The 25,344-nt window shown below is 43.2% G+C and carries 22 protein-coding genes and 1 other RNA gene; 19 read left to right on the top strand and 4 right to left on the bottom strand.

What is annotated here, in order from left to right; genetic code table 11:
• The first annotated feature begins 14 nt into the window (after positions 1-14).
• From PJIAN_RS00645 to PJIAN_RS00615, 7 genes are all read left to right on the top strand, one after another.
• Positions 15-2,231: a glycoside hydrolase family 3 N-terminal domain-containing protein gene (locus PJIAN_RS00645; protein WP_101750727.1), complete on the top strand. Its 2,217-nt coding sequence runs from the start codon at positions 15-17 to the stop codon at positions 2,229-2,231.
• A gap of 178 nt (positions 2,232-2,409) precedes the next feature.
• On the top strand, positions 2,410-3,579 hold the full coding sequence (locus tag PJIAN_RS00640; RefSeq protein WP_439951387.1) for a glycoside hydrolase family 88 protein: 1,170 nt from the start codon (positions 2,410-2,412) through the stop codon (positions 3,577-3,579).
• 92 nt (positions 3,580-3,671) lie between these two features.
• On the top strand, positions 3,672-6,089 hold the full coding sequence (locus PJIAN_RS00635; protein ID WP_068701103.1) for a polysaccharide lyase family 8 super-sandwich domain-containing protein: 2,418 nt from the start codon (positions 3,672-3,674) through the stop codon (positions 6,087-6,089).
• Positions 6,090-6,110: 21 nt separating this feature from the next.
• Entirely contained in the window at positions 6,111-7,298 is a 1,188-nt protein-coding gene (locus tag PJIAN_RS00630) for an alginate lyase family protein (protein WP_068701102.1), read from the top strand.
• A 171-nt stretch (positions 7,299-7,469) separates the two neighbouring features.
• Positions 7,470-8,315, top strand: coding sequence for a deoxyribonuclease IV (gene nfo / locus PJIAN_RS00625; protein ID WP_068701101.1), 846 nt, complete (start codon positions 7,470-7,472; stop codon positions 8,313-8,315).
• 155 nt (positions 8,316-8,470) lie between these two features.
• Complete coding sequence (locus PJIAN_RS00620) at positions 8,471-9,781, top strand: acetyl-CoA hydrolase/transferase family protein (protein WP_068701100.1); 1,311 nt, start codon at positions 8,471-8,473, stop codon at positions 9,779-9,781.
• A 139-nt stretch (positions 9,782-9,920) separates the two neighbouring features.
• Entirely contained in the window at positions 9,921-10,541 is a 621-nt protein-coding gene (locus PJIAN_RS00615) for a trimeric intracellular cation channel family protein (RefSeq protein WP_068701099.1), read from the top strand.
• A gap of 317 nt (positions 10,542-10,858) precedes the next feature.
• Here the strand turns inward: PJIAN_RS00615 and PJIAN_RS00610 are convergent, their stop codons facing one another.
• The 3 genes from PJIAN_RS00610 to PJIAN_RS00600 all read right to left on the bottom strand — a co-directional run bounded on the left by PJIAN_RS00610 (position 10,859) and on the right by PJIAN_RS00600 (position 13,704).
• Positions 10,859-11,185, bottom strand: coding sequence for a thiol-activated cytolysin C-terminal domain-containing protein (locus PJIAN_RS00610; RefSeq protein ID WP_068701098.1), 327 nt, complete (start codon positions 11,183-11,185; stop codon positions 10,859-10,861).
• Positions 11,186-11,273: 88 nt separating this feature from the next.
• Positions 11,274-11,537 (bottom strand): hypothetical protein, encoded by a 264-nt coding sequence (locus PJIAN_RS00605; protein ID WP_068701097.1) that lies wholly within the window; start codon positions 11,535-11,537, stop codon positions 11,274-11,276.
• A gap of 985 nt (positions 11,538-12,522) precedes the next feature.
• Positions 12,523-13,704, bottom strand: coding sequence for a hypothetical protein (locus PJIAN_RS00600; protein WP_068701096.1), 1,182 nt, complete (start codon positions 13,702-13,704; stop codon positions 12,523-12,525).
• 181 nt (positions 13,705-13,885) lie between these two features.
• On the opposite strand from PJIAN_RS00600, the gene PJIAN_RS00595 reads away from it, so the two are divergent.
• The 8 genes from PJIAN_RS00595 to rlmB all read left to right on the top strand — a co-directional run bounded on the left by PJIAN_RS00595 (position 13,886) and on the right by rlmB (position 20,706).
• Positions 13,886-14,182 carry a coiled-coil domain-containing protein gene (locus tag PJIAN_RS00595; RefSeq protein ID WP_068701095.1) on the top strand — a complete coding sequence of 99 codons (297 nt, stop codon included), beginning with the start codon at positions 13,886-13,888 and terminating at the stop codon, positions 14,180-14,182.
• A 5-nt stretch (positions 14,183-14,187) separates the two neighbouring features.
• Positions 14,188-14,484, top strand: a complete 297-nt coding sequence (locus PJIAN_RS00590; protein WP_068701094.1) for a cell division protein ZapA — start codon at positions 14,188-14,190, stop codon at positions 14,482-14,484.
• A 99-nt stretch (positions 14,485-14,583) separates the two neighbouring features.
• Positions 14,584-16,116: a ribonuclease Y gene (gene rny / locus PJIAN_RS00585; RefSeq protein ID WP_068701093.1), complete on the top strand. Its 1,533-nt coding sequence runs from the start codon at positions 14,584-14,586 to the stop codon at positions 16,114-16,116.
• A gap of 219 nt (positions 16,117-16,335) precedes the next feature.
• Positions 16,336-16,875: an ORF6N domain-containing protein gene (locus tag PJIAN_RS00580; RefSeq protein WP_068701092.1), complete on the top strand. Its 540-nt coding sequence runs from the start codon at positions 16,336-16,338 to the stop codon at positions 16,873-16,875.
• Between the two features lie 205 nt (positions 16,876-17,080).
• Positions 17,081-17,479: a transfer-messenger RNA gene (gene ssrA, locus PJIAN_RS00575) on the top strand.
• A gap of 150 nt (positions 17,480-17,629) precedes the next feature.
• Positions 17,630-18,799: an AIR synthase related protein gene (locus tag PJIAN_RS00570; RefSeq protein ID WP_068701091.1), complete on the top strand. Its 1,170-nt coding sequence runs from the start codon at positions 17,630-17,632 to the stop codon at positions 18,797-18,799.
• A gap of 44 nt (positions 18,800-18,843) precedes the next feature.
• Positions 18,844-19,758: a ribonuclease Z gene (locus PJIAN_RS00565; protein WP_068701090.1), complete on the top strand. Its 915-nt coding sequence runs from the start codon at positions 18,844-18,846 to the stop codon at positions 19,756-19,758.
• 132 nt (positions 19,759-19,890) lie between these two features.
• Entirely contained in the window at positions 19,891-20,706 is an 816-nt protein-coding gene (gene rlmB, locus PJIAN_RS00560) for a 23S rRNA (guanosine(2251)-2'-O)-methyltransferase RlmB (protein ID WP_084252194.1), read from the top strand.
• Between the two features lie 53 nt (positions 20,707-20,759).
• Here rlmB and PJIAN_RS00555 read toward each other — a convergent pair whose 3' ends face one another.
• Entirely contained in the window at positions 20,760-21,389 is a 630-nt protein-coding gene (locus PJIAN_RS00555; RefSeq protein WP_068701089.1) for a TetR/AcrR family transcriptional regulator, read from the bottom strand.
• Between the two features lie 303 nt (positions 21,390-21,692).
• On the opposite strand from PJIAN_RS00555, the gene kduI reads away from it, so the two are divergent.
• The 4 genes from kduI (at position 21,693) to purE (ending at position 25,297) form a co-directional block, all read left to right on the top strand.
• On the top strand, positions 21,693-22,535 hold the full coding sequence (kduI, locus tag PJIAN_RS00550; RefSeq protein WP_068701088.1) for a 5-dehydro-4-deoxy-D-glucuronate isomerase: 843 nt from the start codon (positions 21,693-21,695) through the stop codon (positions 22,533-22,535).
• A 91-nt stretch (positions 22,536-22,626) separates the two neighbouring features.
• Entirely contained in the window at positions 22,627-23,409 is a 783-nt protein-coding gene (locus PJIAN_RS00545) for a gluconate 5-dehydrogenase (RefSeq protein ID WP_068701087.1), read from the top strand.
• 97 nt (positions 23,410-23,506) lie between these two features.
• Positions 23,507-24,640 carry a BT3233 family polysaccharide utilization protein gene (locus tag PJIAN_RS00540; protein ID WP_068701086.1) on the top strand — a complete coding sequence of 378 codons (1,134 nt, stop codon included), beginning with the start codon at positions 23,507-23,509 and terminating at the stop codon, positions 24,638-24,640.
• Between the two features lie 150 nt (positions 24,641-24,790).
• Complete coding sequence (gene purE, locus PJIAN_RS00535) at positions 24,791-25,297, top strand: 5-(carboxyamino)imidazole ribonucleotide mutase (protein ID WP_068701085.1); 507 nt, start codon at positions 24,791-24,793, stop codon at positions 25,295-25,297.
• The last annotated feature ends 47 nt before the right edge of the window (positions 25,298-25,344 follow it).

Below are 25,344 nucleotides of genomic sequence, written 5' to 3'. Positions count from 1 at the left end.
TTGTTTTCGGGCTAATGCTAATCGTTGGTCCGGAAACAATTTTTGCACAAAAAAGTGCAGATGCGGCTATTGAAAAGAAAATTGACCGGCTGCTCGGTAAAATGACTCTGAAAGAGAAAATCGGGCAGATGTATCAGGTTTCGGGACCAACCCGTGATGCGGCGGCTATGCAACTCATCCGCGAGGGACGTGTGGGATCGGTTCTCAATGTGAATAATCGCGAAGATATCAATCGCCTGCAACGTTTGGCGGTAACTGAGACTCGTCTCGGGATTCCTTTGATTGTAGGAAGAGATGTAATTCACGGGTATCATACCATTTTCCCTATTCCGTTGGGCCAGGCGGCAACTTTTGATCCCGAGCTGGTGAAGGAGGGTGCAAGGGTTGCGGCGCAGGAAGCAAGCTCTGATGGTATTAACTGGACTTTTGCTCCTATGCTCGACATTGCTCGCGATGCCCGTTGGGGGCGTATTGCCGAAAGCTTCGGTGAAGATCCCTTTCTGGCGTCGGTTATGGGTGCTGCTATGGTAAAGGGATTTCAGACCGAACGCCTTTCAGACAAAGGAACTCTGGCTGCCTGTGCCAAGCATTTTATCGGTTATGGTGCTGCCGAAGGTGGACGCGATTATAATTCCACCAATATTCCCGAACGTTTGATGAGAAATGTATATTTTCCGTCATTTCAGGCAGCCGTTCAGGCTGGCGCGGCTACTGTGATGACCTCGTTCAATGACAATGACGGTGTGCCTTCTACTGCCAATCCGTTTATACTGAAAAAGGTGTTACGTGACGAGTGGCATTTCGACGGCTTTGTGGTGTCCGACTGGACTTCTCCGGAAGAAATGATCAATCATGGTTTTGCTGCCGACCGAAAGGAAGCTGCATTGAGATCGGTGAATGCCGGTTTGGATATGGAGATGGTAAGCAAATGCTATTTGAACAATCTGGAAGAGCTGGTAAAAGAGGGAAAAGTTTCTATCTCAACTATTGACAATGCAGTTCGAAATATTTTGCGGGTAAAATTCAGGTTGGGACTATTCGATCATCCCTACACAGACACTCCTTCAACGAATCCGTTTTATACAGATGACAATCTTGCAAAAGCAAAGAAAGCAGCTGTGGAATCGGTTGTTTTATTGAAAAATACCAATCACCTGTTGCCGTTGACCAGTGCTGTGAAAACGGTAGCGGTTATCGGTCCGTTGGCAGATGCTCAACACGACCAGATGGGAACCTGGGTTTTTGACGGAGAAAATGGACATACACAGACTCCACTTATGGCTATTCGTAAAATGTATGGCGACAGAGTCAATGTTTTATATGAACAAGGTCTGGCTTTTTGCCGCGATACCAATAAGTCCCGCTTCCCACAGGCGTTAGAGGCTGCTCAAAAGGCAGATGTAGTCTTTTTGTTTGTCGGAGAAGAGTCTATTATGTCAGGAGAAGCTCACAGCTTTTCAAACCTGGGATTCAAAGGAGCTCAATCCGAACTGTTGCAAGAACTGAAGAAATCCGGGAAACCAATTGTGATGGTAGTAATGGCAGGTAGGCCAATGACTATTATGAAAGAAGTTGCGGCTGCAGATGCCACTCTTTATGTCTGGCATCCGGGTACCATGGGAGGTCCTGCCATTGCCGATCTATTGTTCGGGAAGGAAGTGCCAAGTGGTAAACTGCCAGCTACTTTTCCGAAGGAGTCCGGACAAATACCGTTCTTCTACAATCATAACAATACCGGTCGTCCGGCACCCGAAAATGTGATGACTCTCGATCGGATTCCTCTGAATGCCGGCCAGACCTCTCTGGGTAATACATCCTATTATCTCGATTCAGGAAATCGTCCATGGCTGCCGTTTGGTTTTGGTTTGTCATATACTGATTTCGCTTATGGCAATCTGCAATTATCTTCCGGATCGATGAAGAAAACGGGATACGTGACGGTTAGCTGCGATCTGACAAATAACGGAACTTTAGATGCTACCGAGGTTGTTCAGCTTTATGTGCGCGATATTGCAGGCTCCATTACCCGTCCGGTGAAAGAGCTGAAAGGGTTTCAGCGCATTGCTCTTCGCTCCGGCGAAACGAAAAAGATTTCGTTCGAGCTGAAGGCCGAAGACCTGGCATTTTACGGAATTGATAATGTGAAAAAAGTGGAACCGGGCGATTTTCTGATTTTTATAGGCGGAGATAGTGATACAAAACTTTGTCAAAAACTGATTGTAACTGAATAGTTTAATGGAATAAGTATAAATTTGCATGAACTCTCTTGTCTGCAAATCAAAGATTTGATTCTTAGTAGGTTGCTGAATGTTCTGCGATTTTTATACATGATTAATTTATATTGCGATGAATAGAGCTGTTGTTAAATGTTTAGTTGTTAGCTTTTTGTGCTTAATCTTTGGATGTCCGATGTTTGCCACTTCTCCTGCAAGAAAACAGGTTGTGCCAATGCATGACGTGGTTCGCAACTCTCTTGATTTTGCTGTAAGGCAGAGTTTGCTGATGGTAAAATCGCTTGAATCAAAACCGGGAGTCTTGCCTAGGACTATTTCGGCGGAAGGTAAATTGGAGACGGCTAAGCCATCTGCCTGGATCAGCGGCTTTTTTCCCGGCGAGCTTTGGTATCTTTATGAGTATACAAAAGACGCTGAATTGAAAAAATATGCCGATGAGTTTACTCAACGGGTGAGGAGTCAGATGTATACTACAGATAATCACGATGTCGGGTTTATGATCTTTTGTAGCTTTGGAAACGGTTACCGATTGACTCGTAATCCCGATTATAAAGCCGTGATCGATACAGCAGCCCGGTCGCTTTCTACGCGTTTTAATCCTGCGGTGGGAGCTATTCGATCCTGGAATTTTTCCTATCCGGGGCGCAACTGGCAATATGCTGTCATAATTGACAATATGATGAATCTGGAATTGTTGATGTGGGCATCAAAGACATTCAAAAATGAAAAATTGAGAGATATCGTCATCTCCCATGCCGACAAAACTCTGAAATATCATTTTCGTCCCGATTACAGCAGTTTTCACGTGGTTTCCTATGATCCCAAAACCGGTTTGCCCGAATTCCGGCACACGGCTCAGGGGTATAGCGATGCTTCTTCGTGGGCAAGAGGGCAGGCCTGGGGCCTCTATGGGTACACCATGATGTATCGTGAGACGAAAAAACCGGAATATCTGGAACAAGCCAAGCATATTGCCCGGTTTATTCTGTCGAATCCCCATTTGCCGGCAGATAAGATACCTTACTGGGATTTTGATGCTCCTGACATTACGAATGCCTATCGTGATGCATCGGCGGGTGCCATCGTTTGTTCTGCATTAATTGAATTGAGTCGGTATGTAGAAGCACCCCTTTCGAAAAGTTATTTAAAGGTTGCAGAGACGCAGTTACGTTCCCTGAGTTCTCCTTCTTACCGGGCAAATGCTGGCGAAAACGGAAATTTTATTCTTCGTCATAGCGTGGGAAATAAGCCTGCTAATTCGGAAGTGGATGTGCCATTGTCGTATGCCGATTACTATTTCGTAGAGGCTCTGATGCGTTATAAAAAGACGGTCTTGCACGAATAATCAATAAGTATGCCTGTTAAAATCAGGTTTGTGATGTGTTGTTAACTTAAGCAGCTCTGCTTTTACAGAGCTGTTTTTTATTTGAGAATAAAATGAAACAGAATAGTTTGCGGTTTTGGATCATCATGACTGTTTGTCTTGTATGGACAGGTTGTCTGTTTGCCCAAAATGACTCTTCCGTAATCGCCGGGCGATTAAAAAAAGAGACAATTGAAAATCAGTTATTTTCTCAGGTTACAAGTATCAATGGAGCTTATCTGGCAAAAGCACCATCTGTTTTGAAATCGATTCGTCCGGATGGCAGCTGGCCGGATGTCGATTATAAGGATACGGATAACGACTGGAGTCCGCTGGTTCATCTCGAACGTTTGTTGGTGCTTTCATATGCCTACAGCCAGCCGGGCAACTCTTTGTATCAGTCTTCGGCAGCGCAAAAGGCCATTCAAAATGGACTGGATTGTTGGTTTGCTGTCAAGCCTGTATGTGTCAACTGGTTTAAGAATGATATTACCCGTCCGATACACTTCAGTACCATCGGCTTGTTAATGCAGGGGAAAATCAAAGAGTCGACTCTTGCCAATATTGTTAATGTGCTTCCGGCAGCACCTATCCGCAGTACCACTGACCGCGTGCGTTCGGCTTATTGTGTACTGCACAGGGGTGTCATACAAAAAGATCCGGCTCTGATACGTGTGGCGATCAATGGTATTGCCGCTACGTATGTTCAAACCACCGGAGATGGAATTCAACCCGACTGGTCGTATCATTATCACGGTCCCTTGCTGTATAATGCCGGTTATGGACTCGATCTGCTGAATTTTACACTCACAATTTTGCCTTTGGTGAAAGATACCGAGCTCGATTTTACATTGGCTCAAAAGCAATTGCTCGATCAGTTTTTGACCAACGGAATTGCTCGTGTTGTATATGGCAATCAGTTAGATTACAGTACAATGGGGAGGCAAATCGCCTCGACATCCCGTTATATTGATGGTTTTGTCAAACATCTCGAATTTATGAAATCGATGTTTCCGCAGCGTGTTCCCTTTTATCAGGATATGATTGACGGAATAGTTGGTAAAAAACCGCAGAATATTGCCGGAAATTTTTACCACTGGAATTCCGATTTTATGATTCATCGCTCGATGGAATTTTATACTTCGCTGCATTTGTGTTCGGCACGTACAATCGGAATGGAGAGCCTGAATCATGAAAATCTGAAGGGAATGTGGCAGCCGTTTGGAGTCAATTATATTCTTCGTCGCGGTGATGAATATCGTGACATTTTCAATGTGTTCAACTGGAATCGTTTGCCGGGAACTACCAATCCGGATACGCTCAAATTGGGCATTTCGGGCATTACGCAGCAAACGGAGTTCGTGGGAGGCGTATCGGATGGAAACGTTGGTGCTGCCGTGATGGACTTTGATTATTGCAATACAAAGGCAAAAAAAGCATGGTTCTTTTTCGATAAGGAATGGGTGGCTCTTGGATGCGGGATTTCATCTTCAGATAGGCATGCTGTGGCAACCACGCTCAATCAATGCCTGCTGAAAACGGATGTGAAGACCGATAAAGGAACTGAGGAGAGAGGTATTTCTAATTTGGATAATCCCCGATGGGTGTTGCATGACAGCATCGGTTATGTGTTTCCTGAAAATGAAAAAATAACTGTAAGTGCAGGAGAACAGAGTGGATCACACAGCGATATTTATGCTTTCGGATCGAAGGAGAAAGAGCATAAAGATGTTTTCTTAATGACGGTACCTCATGGAATTCAGCCTGAGAATGCTTCTTATGCTTACATTGTCGTTCCGTCGGTTTCGGAGCAGGATATGAAAATGTATTCTGAGAAAATACCGGTGCGGATTATTGCTAATAACTCCAATGTACAGGCTGTTTCCAAACCAGAGCAACATGTTTTGCAGGTAATTTTTCATCAGCCGGGGAAAGTGGAAGCAGATAGCATGACACTTGGAGTCGATCAGCCTTGCCTGGTTATGATCAACCGTTCTGCGGTATGGGTTTCGGATCCTACCGGGAAACTGCAAAGTGTGACTCTGACTCTCGAAAAAAATGGAATCAAAGAGTCTCAGGTTGTGAAACTTCCTTCTGAGGATGAACGAGGTAAATCCCAACGGATTTCTTTTACTCTTCTTAATGGAGTGTATGCAACAGGCACCTTTTTATTAGAGAAAGAACTCTCCTGGGAAATCCTTGGCGGAGGTGTAAAACGTCAGATTTTGGGGTACGATAAACACCTGATGGTGGTGAAAGTGGCTTTTGAAAAAGGTTCGGTAGGAATGCCGCATACCCATATTCATACCCAAAGTACTTTTGTTGCTTCCGGTAAATTTGAAGTGGTGATTGATGGAAAGATGAGGATTCTTTCAGCTGGAGATGGCTTTTATGTTGCTCCCAATCAAATTCATGGAGTGAAATGCTTAGAGGCTGGCGTATTAGTAGACTCATTCTCTCCGGCTCGGGAAGATTTTGTGAAAAATAAATAGAAACGCAGCAAACCGATTCAAATGAAACAGTTACTAATAATTTTCCTTTTGGGAACTTGTATCTCGGGTTTCGCCATCCCTCCCCATACCGAATTGTGGGACGAACAAAAGCTGAAAGCCGTGAAAATGAACCTCCGATCAAATACTTATCGCCCCGCGTATGAAACTCTTATAAGACGGGCTGAGCAGGCACTTCTTACGAATTATCGCACCGTGATGGATAAAGCCAAAACACCTCCTAGTGGAAGTAAACACGATTATATGAGCCTTGCGATCTATTTTTGGCCCGATTCAACAAAAAAAGATGGAGTTCCTTATGTGAACAGGGATGGCATCCGTAATCCTGAATTGAAGAAGTTTGATGCTGAACCGAAATCGGAAATGATTGATGGGGTTGTCACTTTATCTTTGGCCGATTATTTTTCCGGGGATGCCAAATACGGGGATGCTGCTGCCAAATTGCTCGATAAATGGTTTCTCGATCCGGCAACACGGATGAATCCGAATCTGGATTATGCCCAACACATTCCTGGAATATGCGATGGTAGGGGTATCGGAATTATCGACACATACAATTTTGTCTCCCTGACGGATGCTATTCGGTTGTTGCATGAGTCAGGCCGATTGTCCGAATCTCAGTTTGCAGGTCTGAAGCAATGGTTTTTCCGCTTTACTGATTGGTTGTTGGAAAGCAAAAACGGTCGTGATGAATCGGTAACCAGGAACAATCATGGAACGGCGTATGATGTTCAGTTGACAGCTTGCGCGCTATTTTCAGGGAAAAATGACGTGGCCATGAAGACGATGCGTCAGTTTGCAGAACGTCGCATGTTTAAGCAAATAGAACCCGACGGTTCGCAACCTCTGGAATTGTCGCGTACGCTGGCTTTTCACTATTCGTGGTACAATGTGACGCATATCATTGATATGGCTGCTATCGCAAAACATCATGGGGTGGATATTGTGAATGCGGTTTCGTCCGATGGCCGTTCGTTGGATAAGGCGCTTGGTTTTCTGACAGACTACATTGGTCGGCAAAATGATTGGAAGTGGAAGCAGATTCATGGTTGGGATATGGTAGAACAGGAACTTTGCGAAGAATTGCGGAAAGTAGCATCTGTCGGTGGCGACCTGAAATATGAAAAACAGAGGGAAGTGTTTGGCAAAACAGCTCCCGACGATATTCTCCTGATGTTGTTTCCTATGTAAAAACTAAGGCTTATCAGTTATCATGTGAATGGTTCCGTTGGCTATTGTGCGGTATCCGGCACATTTTTACGATAAGCCTTTTTTGAATTTCTTGCAGTGATAAATATTTGCATTCCGTAGGCGGATGTGTTACTTTTGTTGTTCATTTTTACATTTATAAAATTAAGCAACATGAAATATATCGGAGCACATGTAAGTGCATCGGGAGGTGTGGAAAATGCGCCTGTGAATGCATCGGAAATAGGAGCAACGGCTTTTGCTTTGTTTACAAAAAATCAGCGTCAGTGGGTGGCGCCGTCTCTTTCAGGCAAGAGTATCAAAGCATTTCAGGCTAACTGTGAGAAATTTGGATTTCTACCTGAGTACATATTGCCCCACGACAGCTATCTGATTAATCTGGGGCACCCGGAAACGGAGGGTTTGGAAAAATCTCGGGTGGCTTTTCTTGATGAGATGCAACGCTGCGAACAGCTTGGCTTGAAGCTGTTGAATTTTCATCCGGGATCACACCTGAATAAAATATCTCTTCAGGATTGCCTTTCTCGTATTGCGGAGTCGATCAATATCGCCTTGTCCGAAACGCAGGGAGTAACAGCTGTGATTGAAAATACCGCCGGTCAGGGCAGCAATGTCGGTTTTAGTTTTCAACATTTGGCCGATATTATTGCTCAGGTGGAGGATAAATCCAGAGTGGGGGTTTGTGTGGACACCTGTCATTCTTTTACTGCCGGATATAATCTGAAAGATGCTGCTGAGTACGAAAAAGTCTGGTCGGAATTCGATGAAATTGTGGGCTTAGCTTATCTGAAAGGCATACATCTCAATGATTCCAAAAAAGAACTTGCCACCCGGGTTGACCGGCATGATAACGTGGGGAAAGGCTATTTGGGTCTGGAATTCTTTAAACGTTTTATGGCCGATAAACGTTTTGATAATATCCCGATTATTCTTGAAACACCTGATGAAACCCTTTGGAAAGAAGAGATTGCTATATTGAAAGAATTTGCGGGTGAATAAAAAGTCTTAAAATGCGGTTTTAATATGCTATTTATCAATGGTAATGTGATGAAAAAACAATAACTTTGCAATGCAAATTTTTTGGCTGAATATTTTATGTATTCGCCTGTATTGCAGGTATTTGATGATTCATTAAACCATTAGATAAATCAAACATGACAACAAAAAATTACAAAGTCGTTACTCCGGCTGAAGCTGTCAAAGTTATCAAGTCGGGCGATCACGTGCATTTGAGCAGTGTGGCCAGCTCTCCCCAATGTTTAATTAACGCTATGTGTGCCCGTGGTGATGCTGGCGAATTGAAAGATGTGCATATTCACCACTTGCATACCGAAGGTCCGGCTCCTTATACTGAAGCAAAATATGAAGGTGTATTCCAACATGATGCTTTCTTTGTGGGTGCTAATGTGCGTAAGTCTGTACAGGCTGGTTTTGCAGACTATATACCCATCTTCCTGAGTGAAACACAGCGTTTGTATCGCGATGGCTATATCAAATGTAATGTTGCCATGATTCAGGTTTGTCCTCCCGACGAACACGGTTATGTTTCTTTGGGTACTTCGGTAGATGCAACTTTGGCTGCTGTAGAAACTGCAGATCATGTTATTGCTGTTATCAACAAAAACGTTCCCCGTGCTTTCGGTCAGGCAATGATTCCAATGAGTTTGATCGATATCTTCGTTGAAGATGATACCCCTCTTGAACCGGCTCACTTCAGCGAACCAAGCGAAGTGGAAAAATTAATCGGTTTGCACTGTGCTGAACTGATTGAAGATGGTGCTTGCTTGCAAATGGGTATCGGTGCTATTCCGAACGCTGTTTTGGCTCAATTGGGTAATCACAAAGATCTTGGTATTCATACCGAAATGTTTGCCGACGGCGTTCTTCCTTTGGTTGAAAGCGGTGTTATCAACGGCGCTAACAAAGGTATCGATAAAGGTAAAATGGTTTCTACCTTCCTGATGGGTTCTCAGAAAGTGTACGACTTTATCCACAATAACCCTCAGGTATTGATGATGGACGTAGGTTATACAAATGACCCGTTCCTGATTGCTAAGAACCCGAAAACTACCGCTATCAACTCAGCTTTACAGGTTGATATCACTGGTCAGGTTTGTGCCGACTCACTGGGAACTAAATTTTACTCAGGTGTAGGTGGTCAGATCGACTTCGTTTACGGTGCTTCTCGTTCTAAGGGCGGTAAAGCTATCATTGCAATGCCTTCAGTAACGAACAAGGGTGTAAGTAAAATTGCTCCTGTTTTGGCTCCGGGTGCTGGTGTTGTTACAACACGTAACCACATGCATTGGTTTGTAACTGAATACGGTGCAGTTAACCTTTATGGTAAAACCTTGCAGGAACGTGCTAAACTGTTGATTACTGTGGCTCACCCTGATCATCGTGAAGCTTTGGAACAGGCTGCTTTCGAACGTTTTGGTTCTCATTTCCGTTTCGTTACGAAATAATTGCAGATAAAATATTTCAAGGGGCAGGAATCGGTCAGAACTGAACCGGTTCCTGCTTTTTTATTTCGTTCGCGGCATAAATATCGAGTTGCTATAGACAGTTATTATGTGATGGTTTTCTTGAAAATATCATCTATCTATGAATTTGATCGACTTAATTGATTATTTAGGGACATTTGCTTTTGCTATTAGTGGTATTCGGCTATCGGCAGCCAAACGTTTCGACTGGTTTGGCGCGTATATTGTGGGTCTGGTGACGGCTATCGGCGGAGGTACTACGCGAGATGTATTGCTGGGTGTCTCTCCCTTTTGGATGCACCAGCCATCTTATCTGATTGTAACCGGTATTGCTCTTGTGGTGGTTATTCTTTTTAGTAAGCACCTCGTCAAACTCGAAAATCCTTTCTTTATATTCGATACCATCGGATTGGGGCTCTTTGTGGTGGTTGGCATCGAACGTACGCTCGATGCTCATTTCCCTTTTTGGGTGGCTATTGTGATGGGGATGATAACGGGTTCGATAGGGAGTGTGATTCGTGATATGCTGATCAACGAAACGCCGCTTATCTTCCGCAAAGATATCTATGCATTGGCCTGTGTGGCAGGCGGTGTCGTCTTTATGATCTGCTCGTATCTTGGAGTTCCATCAGGAATGACACAGCTTTTTTCTGCCCTTTCAGTGATTGCTATTCGCCTTCTGGCGGTCAAGTTTCATATTGGCGTGCCGGTATTGAAAGATACCTTTGACGAGGAACGGTAGTATGCTTTTGCATCGTTCTGAAACTTCTATTCTTGTTTTATAGAAAGCAATTTTGAAATGCTCTGTGAGCAAAATGCCTTCTCTTTGACTCGTAGGCTAAATGTTGATGAATTGGTGTCTGTTCTGTACAGTTTTCTATTTCTCTGTCTGAAGGGTAGAAATGTTTTAAGATTTGAATTGGTTGCAAGCCTGTCTCTTAAAGGTCACGTTTAATTGACCATAAATATTCAGGCATCTTCTTTTGATCAGCTACATGTCTAAAAAAACTTCGAGAGTGCCTCGAAAATTTCTTTTCAGACACTCTCGAAACATTGTGCTCAAGTGGTTTCTTCCCATTTTGGATTTAGCGTAGTGCCCCAAATTTTATAAGATTTCGTTACAGGAGCATCGAATTTTTGAGTGAAAATAGTTGTGGTTTGTCCGATAAACCAATATTCTTCAACTTTCAAATAAATATTGGTTGCCCCTTCCGGGATTTCTATTGTTTTATTTACTCCGGCAGTAAATTTGTCGCTTTCTTTGGTTAGTTCTTTGCCCTGAAATACATAGGTGATGCTGAATTTTGCTACATAGCCACCTTCGTTTCTAACGGTGATTGAACCGGCGACTCCCGCTTCTAAATGCTTTACTAAAATGTCTTTCATGATCTGCGTTGTTTAAAATATTCCTACTCGTAAGGCTTTTCGGGTTCCGCCCCGTTTTTAGTGGTTTCGGCTCCGGCATAATGCATGCTTAAACTTTAGTAATGGAAGTGATGTGTGCTTCTCCATTCAATGGTTGGTAGATCTGGGTGATCACGGCATCATTGGGGGCATCAGGGTATACCACGTGAGCATTGCAGAAAAATCGATAGTTTGTGCCATTGACTACTTGGGTTGCGACAGCCAGCGGGGTGTAGTTTACTCCAATTGGTTTTGTTTTGTTGAAAAGGTCCATTGCTTCTTTTGAAATGGTCGTGCTGTACGGAGTCCAGCCTCCGGTTCTTCCTGTTTCCATAATACTTAGATTAATTTAGTTTTTCCTACTCGTAAGGCGTTTCGGAATTCTCCCTGTTTGAATGGTTTCCAGCTCCACTATTATATATTCGAGAATATCAACTTAAAACGATCCGTTGCAATGCAAGTTGGGTATATTTTGCTTCAATTAAGGACTGAAGACAAGTTGATATAAAGAGATTCAAGCATACAATTCCTTTGTGCATATTATGCAAATATGCCTTGAAGGTGAGGTGACGTCCGGTGTCCTTTTGAGCCGGAGTTCTCTTTTGATGATTCTGGTTTGGAGTCTTGGGTGATATCAGGAGTGATATCGACGTGAGTATTAAACCGAAAAAGTCAGTTTAATCGCAATGAATGTGTCAGGCAACCAATGGGGTGCTTTGATGTGATCCGCTAGGTAAAATCACAATTTGATTGGATATTGGATGTTGCCTTTATTGTCTGTCAGTTTTTTTTGTTGGTGTTGTATTAAGGCCGCGAGTACAACCAGTCTTGGTGCTTATGCGAGGCTGTTCTGTTCGTCGTGTGCGCTTAGCTTTCAAAGAATATGCCTATGTTAATTTTTATATTAAATAAATATAGACATAAAAAAGCAATCAATATGTTTTATTATATTACTGCTTTATTGCAAATATAAGGGTGTGTAAGTTGAAATGCAAGATTTGTATTAAAAATAACTTTCATTTTAATGAAAATTATAATTTCACATGCAGCTCGTATTTTGCTTTTGCTGTCAGTTTATTTCTGATTATCATCGGATTAATCTTGGCTGGTTGAGATGGTGCTGTGGCAGGATAGAACTTTAAATAGAGGGGATGTCTCTATAAATGTTGCAGGAAAGAGCCAGTTTTCTGATTGAGGTTGTGTGAGTAAAGAGAGCGTAGCTTTGTTTTTTTCTTTCTATGCAGAGTACAGGTGTTGTTGTTCAAGGATTTAAATTGCTAATAAGCAGTATCTTATCTTTGAATAATGATGGAAGGTTTTCAATCAATCTCCACTCTAACTCTGTAATGAGAGTGAGAAGTGATGTTGGTTAGAGAGATATATCCTTTTGAGATACGTCCATTTGTTACGGCTAAAGGCGTTTCGTTCCGTCGCTGCAAATGATCGTTGAAAAGAGCTCCTGGTGACGGATAGTGATCTATATAAAAACGACCGGTTTTGTCGGGATTCATAAAGTTATCATAGAAAATACGGGCAACGCATCCCATGGTCATTCGCAGGTTAATCTCTACGCAGGGGTGTAATTTGATAAAGCCGTTTTCCTGATAAATGAACATGTCAACGCCAAGTAGTCCGGTATAGAAAGGAGCAATATTATTTGTGATGAAGGTGCTTAACTGGTTTTGTATTGTTAACGGAAAAGTTGCCGGTACGCCATATCCTTCAATTTTACGGACAATCGATTCATCGCTCATCAAAAAGTTACCACGATAGATCCCTTTGTCGGTTTCAAACAGAGAATAGCCGGCAAAAGATGTTTCCCCGTCGTTGCACGAAAATTCCATCGCAAAATCCAACAGTTTGTCATAGATCGGTTCGGCGATTACACTTCCTTGTTTTTCGATTGTGTTGCGACACCATCCCCGACGACTTTCCGTCATTTTATCTTTTGACCAGCATAACCCTTTCCCGCTTCCCGACCATGGGGCTTTGAATATCACTTTTTTATGTGTTGATGCATATTCATCTGCTTCACATGCCGATGTCAGTTCTTTTGCAGGTGCAGGCAGCTGGTCGCGAAATTGGATGTTTTGGCGGATATATTCTAGGGCGCGTATGGAAATGTTTCTGTGGGACAAGCGTCGAATATCTTCCAATTGAACAGTACTTGGTAGCAACGCACTATCTGCGCCCAAAAGAGAAAAATGTTTACAAACAACGTTGTCCCATCCCCAGGGAAATAAGGTGGTGATCGACGAAAAATCAGGTGCTGATGTCAGTTGTGAATTATTCAGCTGAGGGAATAAAAGTTGCATTTCTTCAAGCCAATTGTTGTCGGAATTTGTATCCAATACGATGCTACCCGGCGTGGCATACCAAAGAGGCAGGCCGGCCAGATCGTGAGCCAGCTTTTTTGCTTGAAGCGGAGCGTTGAAATTCCGGTCGCTATTGGCCAATGCCAGGTCGTGTTCGGGGTTGAAAAAATATAACGGGCGATTCATTCTGCAAACTTATAGTTAATCTGATAAATGTGCAAATCAGATAAAATTAACTTCTTGAAAGGCAATATAAACATTTGTGAATTTTACCCGAAAAAATAGAATGAATCCAATTAAAAAAAGAGATAAAAATTTTGTTCATTCATAAATTCGATATACCTTTGACAACGATTTTGTTTTCAGAATGACAAATAGACATCAATCACTGATCGATGGCTTTGAGAAAAAGCTCCGCAAACTGTTGCAATTACATGCTGATGATAGAGCCAGAATTCAGCAGCTTACAGAACAATTGCAACGGAAAGAAGATGATTTGATGCAGGCGCACAAGGTCATTCTTGAATTACGTTCTGATTATGAGAGCCTGAAAATGGCACAAATGTTTGTCGGTGGAAATGAAGGAGAAAGAGAACTGGCTCACAAACGAATCTCACAATTAGTGCGGGAAATTGACAAATGTATTGATTTGCTGAATCAATAAAGCAAATGAACGACGAACTATTTACCATAAACGTCAATTTGGCAGGGCATCGGTTCCCGTTGACAATCAACAGGAGCGACGAACAATTGTATCGTGATGCTGCCAAAAATCTGAAAGAAAAAATAGACTCTTATCGGGAACGACATGCTCAGTTACCTTATGAAACAGTATTGGTGATGGCAGCTTACCATTTTGCAATAGAAACTCAGGAACTGAAGTGTAAGGAAGATGTCGGACCGGTGGTAGAGAAAATGGATCTGTTGAATAAAGAATTGGATAAATATTTGAAGGAACTTCAATAAGTTCGTCAATACTTTGGAAAGAACAATATTCCCGCATTGATCTTGCTGCAAATGGTAGTGAGTCAATGCGTTTTTTATATTTAACACCTTAATAATTCTATGAGTTCAATATTGTTAGTTGTACTGACCATAATAGTTACCGTGGCTACCACATGGGTTGTCATGCGTTTTGTATTGAATGGTCGATCGCAAAAAATTCTCAAAGATGCAGAAGCTGAGGCTGAAGTGCTGAAAAAGAATAAATTGCTTGAAGCTAAAGAACAATTTGTTTCGATGAAGTCGGAATACGAAAAGGAAGTTGCGTCGCGTAATGCTAAAATGCAACAGGCCGAAGTTCGTATTCAGCAAAGGGAAATGAACCTGAATCAGAAGCAAGGTGAACTTCAGCGTAAAAATACCGAAGTAGATGCGATCAAAGAAAATCTTGAATCGCAAATTGACTTGGTAGACAAGAAGAAAAAAGAGTTGGAAGCTCTTCATCGCAAAGAGTTGGAACAGCTCGAAACTATCTCGGGTTTGTCGGCCGAAGAAGCTAAAGATAAGCTGATTGAATCGTTGAAAGATGAGGCTAAAACAGGAGCCATGTCTTATATCAATGAGATCATGGAAGAGGCTAAGATGAACGCCAATAAAGAGGCAAAGCGAATTATCATTCAGACAATTCAACGTGTTGCTACCGAGGCTGCTATCGAAAACTCGGTGACTGTATTCAATATCGAATCTGACGAAATAAAAGGCCGTATTATCGGTCGCGAAGGTCGTAATATTCGTGCGCTGGAAGCCGCTACCGGAGTGGAAATTATAGTTGACGATACTCCTGAAGCTATCGTTCTTTCTGCATTCGATCCTGTTCGTCGTGAAATTGCTCGTCTGGCACTTCACCAACTGGTATCCGACGGTCGTATTCACCCTGCCCGTATCGAAGAGGTGGTAACCAAGGTGAAAAAACAGGTGGAAGAAGAAATTATCGAAACAGGTAAACGTACTACCATCGACTTAGGTATTCACGGCTTGCATCCTGAATTGATCCGTATGGTCGGTAAGATGAAATACCGTTCTTCTTATGGTCAGAACCTGTTGCAGCACGCCCGCGAAACGGCAAATCTCTGCTCCGTGATGGCTGCCGAACTTGGTCTTAATCCGAAAAAAGCAAAACGTGCCGGTCTGCTCCACGATATTGGTAAAGTGCCTGATGACGAACCGGAATTGCCACACGCATTACTGGGTATGAAACTGGCAGAGCAATACAAGGAAAAACCGGATATTTGCAATGCTATTGGTTCTCACCACGAAGAAACCGAAATGACCAGCTTGCTGGCGCCTATTGTTCAGGTTTGTGATGCTATCTCGGGTGCACGTCCGGGAGCACGTCGCGAAATCGTTGAGGCTTATATCAAACGTTTGAACGATCTTGAAAATCTGGCATTATCGTATCCCGGCGTTCAGAAAACCTATGCTATTCAGGCAGGTCGCGAATTGCGTGTGATTGTGGGTGCTGATAAGGTAGACGATAAATCAGTAGAAACACTCTCGTTTGATATCGCTAAAAAGATTCAGGACGAGATGACTTATCCGGGCCAGGTGAAGATTACTGTTATCCGCGAAACCCGTTCGGTAAGCTACGCGAAGTAAAGCTATTCTTTCAAATAGATTTCTGAAAGCTCTTGCATTTGCAGGAGCTTTTTTGTTTTTGTACAATGTAATGCATTGGTTATATTTGCGGTACGAGAACAAAGAGAACTGCTATGCTTTGCCGAATGTGGCAGAAATACATTGATAATAGTGTTTCTGTCGGGGTGTTGAAGAGTAGACCGCAGTAGAGAATGAATCAAACGGCTTATTTCAATATCTATGGAGATACAATTAATACAGAGTAAAATTTACACAATTAGAGGTCAGCGGGTAATGCTTGACCGAGATTTGGCTGAGATGTATGGTGTCGAAACCAGACGTTTGAATGAACAAATCAAACGAAACATAAGACGGTTCCCCGATGATTTCATGTTTCAACTCAAAAGAGAAGAATTTGAAATCTTGATGTCGCAATTTGCGACATCAAGTTGGGGAGGAACAAGGAAGCTTCCCTATGCGTTTACAGAGTTAGGCGTAGCCATGCTTAGTAGTGTGTTAAATTCAGATACTGCCATAGAGATAAACATGGGTATTATGCGGGCATTCGTTACGATACGTCAGGCTTTGGCATATCCACAGGCTGACCGGTACGAGGAGTTAAAGCAATATATGGATGAGATACTGATCGACCAGAACGACATTAACGAAGATACCCGTATGCAGTTGGAACTTATTAATCAAACGTTGGCAGAGTTACAAACCGACAAGCGGTTCTCCGATAAACCACGTAGACGGGTTGGGTTTCATAGAGAAGATTAGTCGTTGTGTTAAATAAAATGAGTAATGTTTGGTAGAGAGAATCTTCTTTGTGCCAACTTTAAATAGCTTTTATTTTGCCTGAAAATGTTGTATCTTTGCAGTTGATAATTATGAGGAATCTTGTCGATTTATCAACCTTGAATTGGCACAGGTTTTACTAACAAATAATTGTCAATTATCACCTGTCAATTGTGCATTAAAAACCGGGGTCGCTTGGTTTTGACAGCGGGTAGAAGAGGTATGTAAGCATGTCGAGCGCTGGGATGTCGGCTCGTAAATCTCGATTCTCAAAATTGTAACTGGCGAAAATAACTACGCTCTTGCTGCTTAATCGAAGTATAGTAGATTCTAGCTTTATCCCGGCCATAGTGTCGGGACGAGACATCTCCCAAATGCCGTGGTCTCGAGGCTCTTTGATCAGGAGGTGCAGCTAAATCGGGAATAGTCGAACATAGCCTCGTGCGTTCGATGAGATTCAGAGGATAAGGTAACGGTTGGTGGCTTCGGTCTTGCCGGTACTCGAAAAATGAAGGCGAAGATAAACATGTAGAAAGCGTATTGCTTCCTCGTTTGGACGCGGGTTCGACTCCCGCCGGCTCCACAAAACGATTAAAACGGATTGTTATCATAGAGGATGACAATCCGTTTTTTATTTGATTATTACCCGAATATTCATGTTCTCTTGTGGGATATGCACCGGAAATGTCGTACCTTTGCATCGTAATTTTTAATCCTTCGCATATAAACTACTTCAATGAACGAAAGATATAGTCAACGAGGCGTTTCTGCCTCTAAAGAAGACGTTCATAACGCTATCCGTAATTTGGATAAAGGTATTTTTCCTCACGCTTTTTGTAAAATAATCCCCGACATTTTGGGTGGAGATCCCGAGTATTGCAATATTATGCATGCTGATGGTGCTGGAACAAAGTCATCACTAGCCTATTTGTACTGGCGCGAAACCGGCGATATCTCTGTTTGGAAAGGGATTGCTCAGGACGCATTGATAATGAATATCGATGACCTGCTTTGTGTAGGGGCTACCGATAATATCCTGGTGTCGTCAACCATTGGGCGTAATAAAAACCTGATTCCGGGAGAAGTAATTGCAGAAGTGATTAACGGTACGGAAGCTTTATTGGCCAAATTGCGTAGCCTGGGTGTGAATGCCCATCTTACCGGTGGCGAAACTGCTGATGTGGGTGATTTGGTTCGTACAATTATTGTCGATAGTACAGTTGCTTGCCGCATGAAACGTGCGGATGTGATTTCGAATGATAAAATTAAGGCTGGTGACGTGGTTGTTGGTTTGTCTTCTTGTGGCAAGGCTAGCTACGAAGATGGCTACAACGGAGGAATGGGAAGTAACGGACTTACTTCTGCCCGTCACGATATTTTTGCGTATTATCTTGCCGAGAAATATCCGGAAAGCTATGATGCAAGCATGCCTTCCGGTTTAGCTTACTCAGGATCGAAGAAACTGACAGATGAAATAGCGCATGTGGGGATGGATGCCGGTAAACTGGTGTTGTCGCCTACCCGTACTTACGCTCCGATTATCCGTGATATTCTGGAACATCATCGCGAACATATTCACGGAATGGTTCACTGCTCGGGCGGTGCACAAACTAAAGTTTTGCACTTCATTGATAATCTACATGTTATAAAGGATCATCTCTTCCCTGTACCTCCGCTGTTTGAAATGATACAGGCAGAATCGGAGTCGGATTGGAAGGAAATGTACAAGGTCTTCAATATGGGTCACCGTATGGAAGTATATCTTGACCCGGAATGGGCCGAAGATATCATTATCCTTTCTGAAAAATATAACGTTGATGCTCAGATCATAGGTCATGTAGAAGCTTCAAAAGGAGCTAAGGTGACTATCCGTGGTGAAAAAGGGGTGTTTGAATACACGAAATAAGAGCAGTTGTTCATTTGTATTGTTCCGCGTCTAATAGAAGTTTCATGGAGAAAATGAGTTTAACCATATTGGGTTGTAATTCGGCACTGCCTTCTATTAGTAGCTTTCAGACATCGCAACTGCTTTCATTACGCGAAAAGCAGTTTATGATTGACTGTGGCGAAGGGGCTCAAATCCGGCTTCGTCAGTTGAAAATCAAAGCTTCCCGTCTGAATCATATTTTTATTTCTCATTTGCACGGTGATCATTGTTTTGGCTTGATAGGTCTGATCTCATCGATGGGAATGTTGGGACGGACATCCGATTTGGTCATTCATTCACATCCCGATCTCGAAGGAATATTGCAACCGCAAATAAATTATTATTGTGCTGATGCCGGTTACAAGGTAATATTCGAGCCTTTCAATCCAAGGCAACATGCGCTTTTGTACGAAGACCGATCGTTGCAGGTTTTTTCTATTCCTTTGAAACACCGTGTTCCTACAGCCGGTTTTTTGTTTTCCGAACGGGAAAAAGAACGTCATATCATTCGTGATATGATCGATTTTTACCAGATTCCGGTGAGAGACATTGCCCGTATCAAACAAGGTGCTGATTTTGTACGGGAAGATGGTGAAGTGATTCCTAATGAGCGTTTAACCACAGCTCCTTACCCAGCTCACAAATATGCTTATTGCTCCGATACTGCTTATTCGGAAAAGATAGTGCCTATTATCGAAGGTGTAGACCTTTTGTATCACGAGGCAACTTTTATGCAGAGTGAGATTGTCAGGGCAAAAGAGACGGCTCATTCTTCAGCACAACAGGCAGCCGAAATTGCAAAAATGGCTAATGTAAAGAAGCTTATCATTGGGCACTATTCAGCTCGTTATGACAATCAGTCAGGGCTTTTGGCTGAAGCTCGTGCTGTTTTTCCGGAGACACACCTCGCATTTGACGGAATGAGGTTAGATGTCTGATTTTTTATTCCAAAAATTCAAATTCCGAAATTCAAATATCGAAAGGAAACGGAGTATCTTTGTTGTTCCGGAATTTTGAACTTGTAAATTTTGAACTAATTATTTGTAAATCTTTCAAACGAAATATTATCTATGGAACGTAATCCTTTTCAACGTCGGTCACAGCCGCCGCGCGGCAATTCCAATCCTTTTCGCCCCAAATGGGAGCATCGTCCTCCAAGTTCTGATCTGATTTTTGGTATCAGAGCTGTGATTGAAGCACTCGAGGCAGGGAAAGAGGTGGATAAAATTCTCGTCAGAAAAGAGTTGTCAAGCGACTTGGCGAAAGAATTGTTTGCTGCTTTACAGGGACGTAATGTGCCGGTGCAACGTGTGCCGGTCGAAAAACTGAATGCTATCACGCAAAAGAACCATCAGGGCGTAATTGCTTATGCGGCTGCTATTGAATATCAGCAGATATCAAATATTATTCCAGCGTTGTACGAAGAAGGTAAGAATCCTTTTGTGGTGGTGCTCGACGGTGTAACCGATATTCGTAATTTCGGAGCAATAGCCCGTACTTGTGAATGTGCTGGTGTCAATGCCATTGTGGTTCCTTCGAGAGGAGGAGCAGCAGCTAATGCCGATGCTGTGAAAACTTCTGCGGGAGCTCTGCATGTGATTCCTGTTTGTCGTGAAAATAGCCTGTTGGAGGCCGTGAAATTTCTGAAGGGTTCAGGTCTTAAAGTTATAGCAGCAACAGAGAAGGCTGTGAAAAATTACACGGAAGTGTCATATAAAGAGCCTGTTGCTATCGTGATGGGTTCCGAAGATGTGGGAATTTCGGATGACGTTCTTCGCTTGTGTGACGAGTTGGTGGCCATTCCTATTTTGGGAACTATCGCATCGTTAAATGTGTCTGTGGCTGCCGGTGTTCTGGTGTATGAAGCAGTAAAGCAACGTCAATAAAGAGCTATCGTGATAAAAAATGGTGGTTACCCTCAAAGTAACCACCATTTTTTTTATTCGTTTTCATCATTGTGCGGACGGTTTTGTTTTGGGATTAATATCCCGTGCATAAATGCGTTGATGATAAACCGTTTGTTGTATTTCATTTTTTCACTTACCCTGTCGCGAACATAAGGCGTTTCGATACCACGCAGAGCATAGTGGAAAATTTGTGCAGATAGCTCAGCATCATGCAGGTTGAAATAGCCTTTCTCTTTTCCTTCCTGAAAAATACCGACCAGCAGTTTGATTTCTTTGATGTCGAAACGTCGACGGGCTTTTTCTACCTCATAAATATCGCGGAAAAAATCAGACTTTAATGAGCCGTTTCGGGTAATGGATTCTTTCACTGCGTCTAATCGAGTGAATATGTATTCCGCCAATTTCTTGTCGGGTGGTATATCCATGGCCGCAACTTTTTGTAATTTCTCATTCAGGATATTCAACTCTTGCTCGATAACCGCAAGATAAATCTGATCTTTATTGCTAAAGTAAGTGTATAACGTGCGCCTGCCTTTGTTCGAGGCATTGGCAATGTCGTTCATTGTGGTGTTTGCTTTTCCCCACTTGGCAAAAAGCATTCGGGCGACATCAATGAGCATGGTGCGCGTTTTTTGTCCTGTAAGTGAAGCGATTGATGGCATTGCGAAATGTATTGTTGTTTCTTGCGCAAAATTACTAATTTTGAGCAGGAAATCATCGTTTGAACACTGAAATTTTTAGTTAAAAAAGATTGAAGAGGAGGCGGTTGTGAGGATTGGTTTACCACTCCGTCGGTAGTGATTAAAAATGCCGCCATTTTATGTGTTTTATGACGTGATTTCCGTCTTTGTTCTGAAAATAAATTACTATTTTTGTGAACTGGAAAACCAATTTTTCTTGCGGTAAAACGATGAAAAAAAGTTTTCCTGCATGAAATCGGACTTTTATATCAAAAAAAATAACTCATGAAAACAAATTATGAAATTCGTTATGCTGCTCATCCTGAGGATGCAAAGCATTACGATACCGCACGTCTCCGCAAAGAGCACCTGATTGAAACAATTTTCGCACCCAACGAAGTGAATATGGTTTATACCATGTACGACCGTTTGATTGTGGGTGGAGCAATGCCTGCCGGAGAAAAATTGTCGCTTGAAGCTATCGATCCGCTTAAAATGCCCTATTTCCTGTCGCGTCGTGAACTTGGAATATTTAACGTGGGCGATAACGGAAAAGTTACAGTGGATGGAGTAACCTTTGAATTAGGTTATAAAGAGGCTTTGTATCTGGGTATGGGAGATCGTGAAGTCTATTTCGAAAGCGCCGATGCCAAGTCGCCAGCTAAATTCTACTTCAACTCAACTCCGGCTCATCAAACCTATCCCGACAAAAAAGTAACTAAAGCCGATGCCGTGGTTGCCGAAATGGGAGCACTGGAAACTTCGAACCACAGAAATATCAATAAAATGCTTGTAAATCAGGTGTTGCCTACTTGTCAGTTACAGATGGGTATGACCGAATTGCAACCGGGCAGCGTGTGGAATACCATGCCGGCACACATTCACAGCCGTCGTATGGAGGCTTACTTCTATTTTGAAGTACCCGAAGGTCAGGCCGTGTGTCACTTTATGGGCGAACCTACCGAAACACGCCACATCTGGATGCAGGGTGATCAGGCTGTGATTTCTCCGCAATGGTCGATTCACTCGGCAGCAGCAACCGCTAATTACACCTTTATTTGGGGTATGGGCGGCGAAAACGTGGACTACGGTGATCAGGACTTCTTTAAAATCGAAGAACTCAGATAAAACATTTTGCAGGATTGTTGCCGACCTTTGTCTGCGATAATCCTGTTTTCATACAAAGAATACACACAATTTTACATCAATCACTACAACAATGACAGATCAATTTTTACTTAACGGAAAAGTAGCGTTGGTAACCGGCGCTTCTTACGGTATTGGGATGGCTATTGCCAAAGCACTTGCCGGTGCTGGCGCTACCATCACTTTCAACGATATCAATGCAGAACTCGTTGAGAAAGGTGTTGCGGAATATAAAAACAGCGGTATCGAAGCTCATGGTTATGTTTGCGACGTGACCAACGAAGATCAGGTAGACGCTATGGTGGCTCAGATTGCCAAAGAAGTGGGCGTGATCGATATTCTAGTTAACAATGCAGGTATCATCAAACGCATTCCGATGATCGAAATGAAGGCTTCTGAATTCCGTCAGGTGATCGACGTAGACCTCAATGCTCCGTTTATCGTTTCGAAAGCCGTTATTCCCGGAATGATTCAGAAAGGTGGCGGTAAAATTATCAACATTTGCTCGATGATGAGCGAACTGGGACGCGAAACTGTTTCGGCTTACGCTGCTGCCAAAGGTGGCTTGAAAATGCTCACTAAGAATATCGCTTCCGAATATGGCGAATACAATATTCAGTGTAACGGTATCGGTCCGGGTTACATCGCTACTCCGCAGACTGCTCCTTTACGTGAAGAGGGACACCCCTTCAACTCGTTCATTATTGCCAAGACTCCGGCTGCACGCTGGGGAACTCCCGAAGATCTTCAGGGACCGGCCGTATTCCTCGCTTCGAGCGCTTCTGACTTTGTAAACGGTCATGTGTTGTATGTTGATGGTGGTATTTTGGCTTACATCGGTAAACAACCCAAATAAATTTGTTTTATAAATTTCAATCCTGTAGAATCAAGCAACAGCCGGTATCGCCCGGTTGTTTGTCTTGATTCTTCTGTTTTTGAATTAACAACGCACGATGATGAAGAAATTAGTAATCGCATTAATGGCAATTGTCGTTACGTCAACCGCATTTGCCGCTTCGCTGAAGGTGACGGTAGCCAACACGCTGGGTTTCGACCGCAACAAAGAGATCGTTTCGGTGAGCATGGCTGTGGTGAAGCAAAAACTGGGGACAGATGCCAAAAGTTTTATTGTGGTGGATGCCAAAGGAAATCAGGTGCCCTATCAGGTAACGGCGAATAAACTGACGCTTATTTTTCCGGCAACGGTGAAAGCCAACGGTTCGGCGGTGTACGAAATCAAAGCCGGTACTCCCGAGAAGTTTGCCGTGAAAACCTTCGGACGCTTTGTCCCCGAACGGAAAGACGACTTTGCCTGGGAAAACGACCGCATTGCTTTCCGCATGTATGGTCCGAAACTTGCCAACGAAAACCCCAGTAACGGGGTGGATGTTTGGTTAAAAAAGACTGAAGCCCTGATTGTGGATAAATTCTACTACAACGATCTTCAAAAGGGAATTCACTATCACGTGGATCATGGCGAAGGGATCGACTGCTACAAGGTGGCTCACACGCTGGGTGCCGGAGGTATTGCTCCTTACACCGATTCTACGTTGTGGGTGCAGAACCAGTACAGTACGTGGAAAGTGATTGAAAACGGGCCGTTGCGCACCACTTTTCAGTTAACCTATGACTCAGTGAAGGTGGGAAAAACCTGCTTGAAAGAATACTATACCGTTTCGATCGATGCCGGTTCGCAGCTGAACAAAGCCGTTGTGTCGTATGTGGGTAAAGTTCCTACCGGAATGAAACTGGCTGCCGGATTGTTCCTGCACGATAAAAAGGGTGTTTCTAAAATAGATGCCAAAGCCGGTTGTATTGGTTACGGCGAGGTGGCAACTTCCGATGCCGGTGTTCCTGCCGGACGCGATTATGTAGGAGCTGTTCTTGGAAGCGGGAAGATGCTTTCCGGTAAGTTGCAGGGCGATCATGTGCTCGCGTTTGCCAACTACAAACCCGGCACCAAATTTACCTATTACTTCGGCGCAGGTTGGAGCCAATGGGGTTTCCCCAACGATCAGTCGTGGTTCGATTACCTGCGTGATTTTAGTCTCAAACTCCAAAGTCCGTTGAAGGTAACTGTAAAATAAACTGAGCTGATATTTGTTCGAAAGCCGTGCGGGATTTCCTGTGCGGCTTTTTTGTCTTTGGCGAAATTTGATGTAATTTCGTTGAAGCAAAACGAAATCACGTTGTAAAGAAGTAATCAATATAATATCAAATCATTAAATCGTTTTATTATGACTCCGGTTGTTAGCATTATCATGGGCAGTACCTCCGATTTGCCCGTTATGGAAAAAGCCGCCAAGGTTTTTGACGAGTTCCAGATTCCGTTCGAAATTCATGCGCTTTCGGCTCACCGTACTCCCAAAGAGGTGGAAGTATTTGCCACCGGCGCCCGCGAACGCGGCATCAAGGTGATTGTGGCTGCGGCCGGTATGGCGGCTCACCTTCCCGGTGTAATTGCTTCGATGACTCCGCTACCTGTTATCGGGGTGCCTATCAACGCTTCGCTCGACGGTATGGATGCCCTGCTGGCTATCGTGCAAATGCCTCCGGGTATTCCCGTGGCAACTGTTGGTATCAACGCTTCGATGAATGCGGCTCTGTTGGCGGTACAAATCTTAGCTTCCGGCGACGAAAGTCTGCAAACCAAACTGATCGACTACAAAGAAGGCCTGAAAAAGAAAATCGTGAAGGCCAACGAAGAGTTGAAAGAGGTGAAGTTTAAGTTTAAAACGAATTGAAGCTCCACCAACCTCCCCTCAGGGGGAGGCTTCTTAAATGGTAAATC

Origin of the sequence: Paludibacter jiangxiensis, assembly GCF_001618385.1 — a bacterium.
Taxonomy (GTDB): Bacteria; Bacteroidota; Bacteroidia; order Bacteroidales; family Paludibacteraceae; genus Microbacter; species Microbacter jiangxiensis.
Note: the sequence above shows the minus strand (reverse complement) of the source record. Positions and strands in the feature narration are given on the sequence as shown.

Excerpts from the sequence above, each read along its gene's own strand:
- PJIAN_RS00555 (WP_068701089.1), bottom strand. The coding sequence starts at position 21,389 with ATGCCATCAATCGCTTCACTTACAGGACAAAAAACGCGCACCATGCTC.
- PJIAN_RS00635 (WP_068701103.1), top strand. The coding sequence starts at position 3,672 with ATGAAACAGAATAGTTTGCGGTTTTGGATCATCATGACTGTTTGTCTT.
- PJIAN_RS00600 (WP_068701096.1), bottom strand. The coding sequence starts at position 13,704 with ATGAATCGCCCGTTATATTTTTTCAACCCCGAACACGACCTGGCATTG.
- PJIAN_RS00545 (WP_068701087.1), top strand. The coding sequence starts at position 22,627 with ATGACAGATCAATTTTTACTTAACGGAAAAGTAGCGTTGGTAACCGGC.
- PJIAN_RS00580 (WP_068701092.1), top strand. The coding sequence starts at position 16,336 with ATGGAGATACAATTAATACAGAGTAAAATTTACACAATTAGAGGTCAG.
- kduI (WP_068701088.1), top strand. The coding sequence starts at position 21,693 with ATGAAAACAAATTATGAAATTCGTTATGCTGCTCATCCTGAGGATGCA.
- PJIAN_RS00595 (WP_068701095.1), top strand. The coding sequence starts at position 13,886 with ATGACAAATAGACATCAATCACTGATCGATGGCTTTGAGAAAAAGCTC.
- purE (WP_068701085.1), top strand. The coding sequence starts at position 24,791 with ATGACTCCGGTTGTTAGCATTATCATGGGCAGTACCTCCGATTTGCCC.
- rlmB (WP_084252194.1), top strand. The coding sequence starts at position 19,891 with ATGGAACGTAATCCTTTTCAACGTCGGTCACAGCCGCCGCGCGGCAAT.
- rny (WP_068701093.1), top strand. The coding sequence starts at position 14,584 with ATGAGTTCAATATTGTTAGTTGTACTGACCATAATAGTTACCGTGGCT.
- nfo (WP_068701101.1), top strand. The coding sequence starts at position 7,470 with ATGAAATATATCGGAGCACATGTAAGTGCATCGGGAGGTGTGGAAAAT.
- PJIAN_RS00615 (WP_068701099.1), top strand. The coding sequence starts at position 9,921 with ATGAATTTGATCGACTTAATTGATTATTTAGGGACATTTGCTTTTGCT.
- PJIAN_RS00540 (WP_068701086.1), top strand. The coding sequence starts at position 23,507 with ATGATGAAGAAATTAGTAATCGCATTAATGGCAATTGTCGTTACGTCA.
- PJIAN_RS00620 (WP_068701100.1), top strand. The coding sequence starts at position 8,471 with ATGACAACAAAAAATTACAAAGTCGTTACTCCGGCTGAAGCTGTCAAA.
- PJIAN_RS00630 (WP_068701102.1), top strand. The coding sequence starts at position 6,111 with ATGAAACAGTTACTAATAATTTTCCTTTTGGGAACTTGTATCTCGGGT.
- PJIAN_RS00565 (WP_068701090.1), top strand. The coding sequence starts at position 18,844 with ATGGAGAAAATGAGTTTAACCATATTGGGTTGTAATTCGGCACTGCCT.
- PJIAN_RS00605 (WP_068701097.1), bottom strand. The coding sequence starts at position 11,537 with ATGGAAACAGGAAGAACCGGAGGCTGGACTCCGTACAGCACGACCATT.
- PJIAN_RS00590 (WP_068701094.1), top strand. The coding sequence starts at position 14,188 with ATGAACGACGAACTATTTACCATAAACGTCAATTTGGCAGGGCATCGG.
- PJIAN_RS00640 (WP_439951387.1), top strand. The coding sequence starts at position 2,410 with ATGTTTGCCACTTCTCCTGCAAGAAAACAGGTTGTGCCAATGCATGAC.
- PJIAN_RS00610 (WP_068701098.1), bottom strand. The coding sequence starts at position 11,185 with ATGAAAGACATTTTAGTAAAGCATTTAGAAGCGGGAGTCGCCGGTTCA.
- PJIAN_RS00570 (WP_068701091.1), top strand. The coding sequence starts at position 17,630 with ATGAACGAAAGATATAGTCAACGAGGCGTTTCTGCCTCTAAAGAAGAC.
- PJIAN_RS00645 (WP_101750727.1), top strand. The coding sequence starts at position 15 with ATGCTAATCGTTGGTCCGGAAACAATTTTTGCACAAAAAAGTGCAGAT.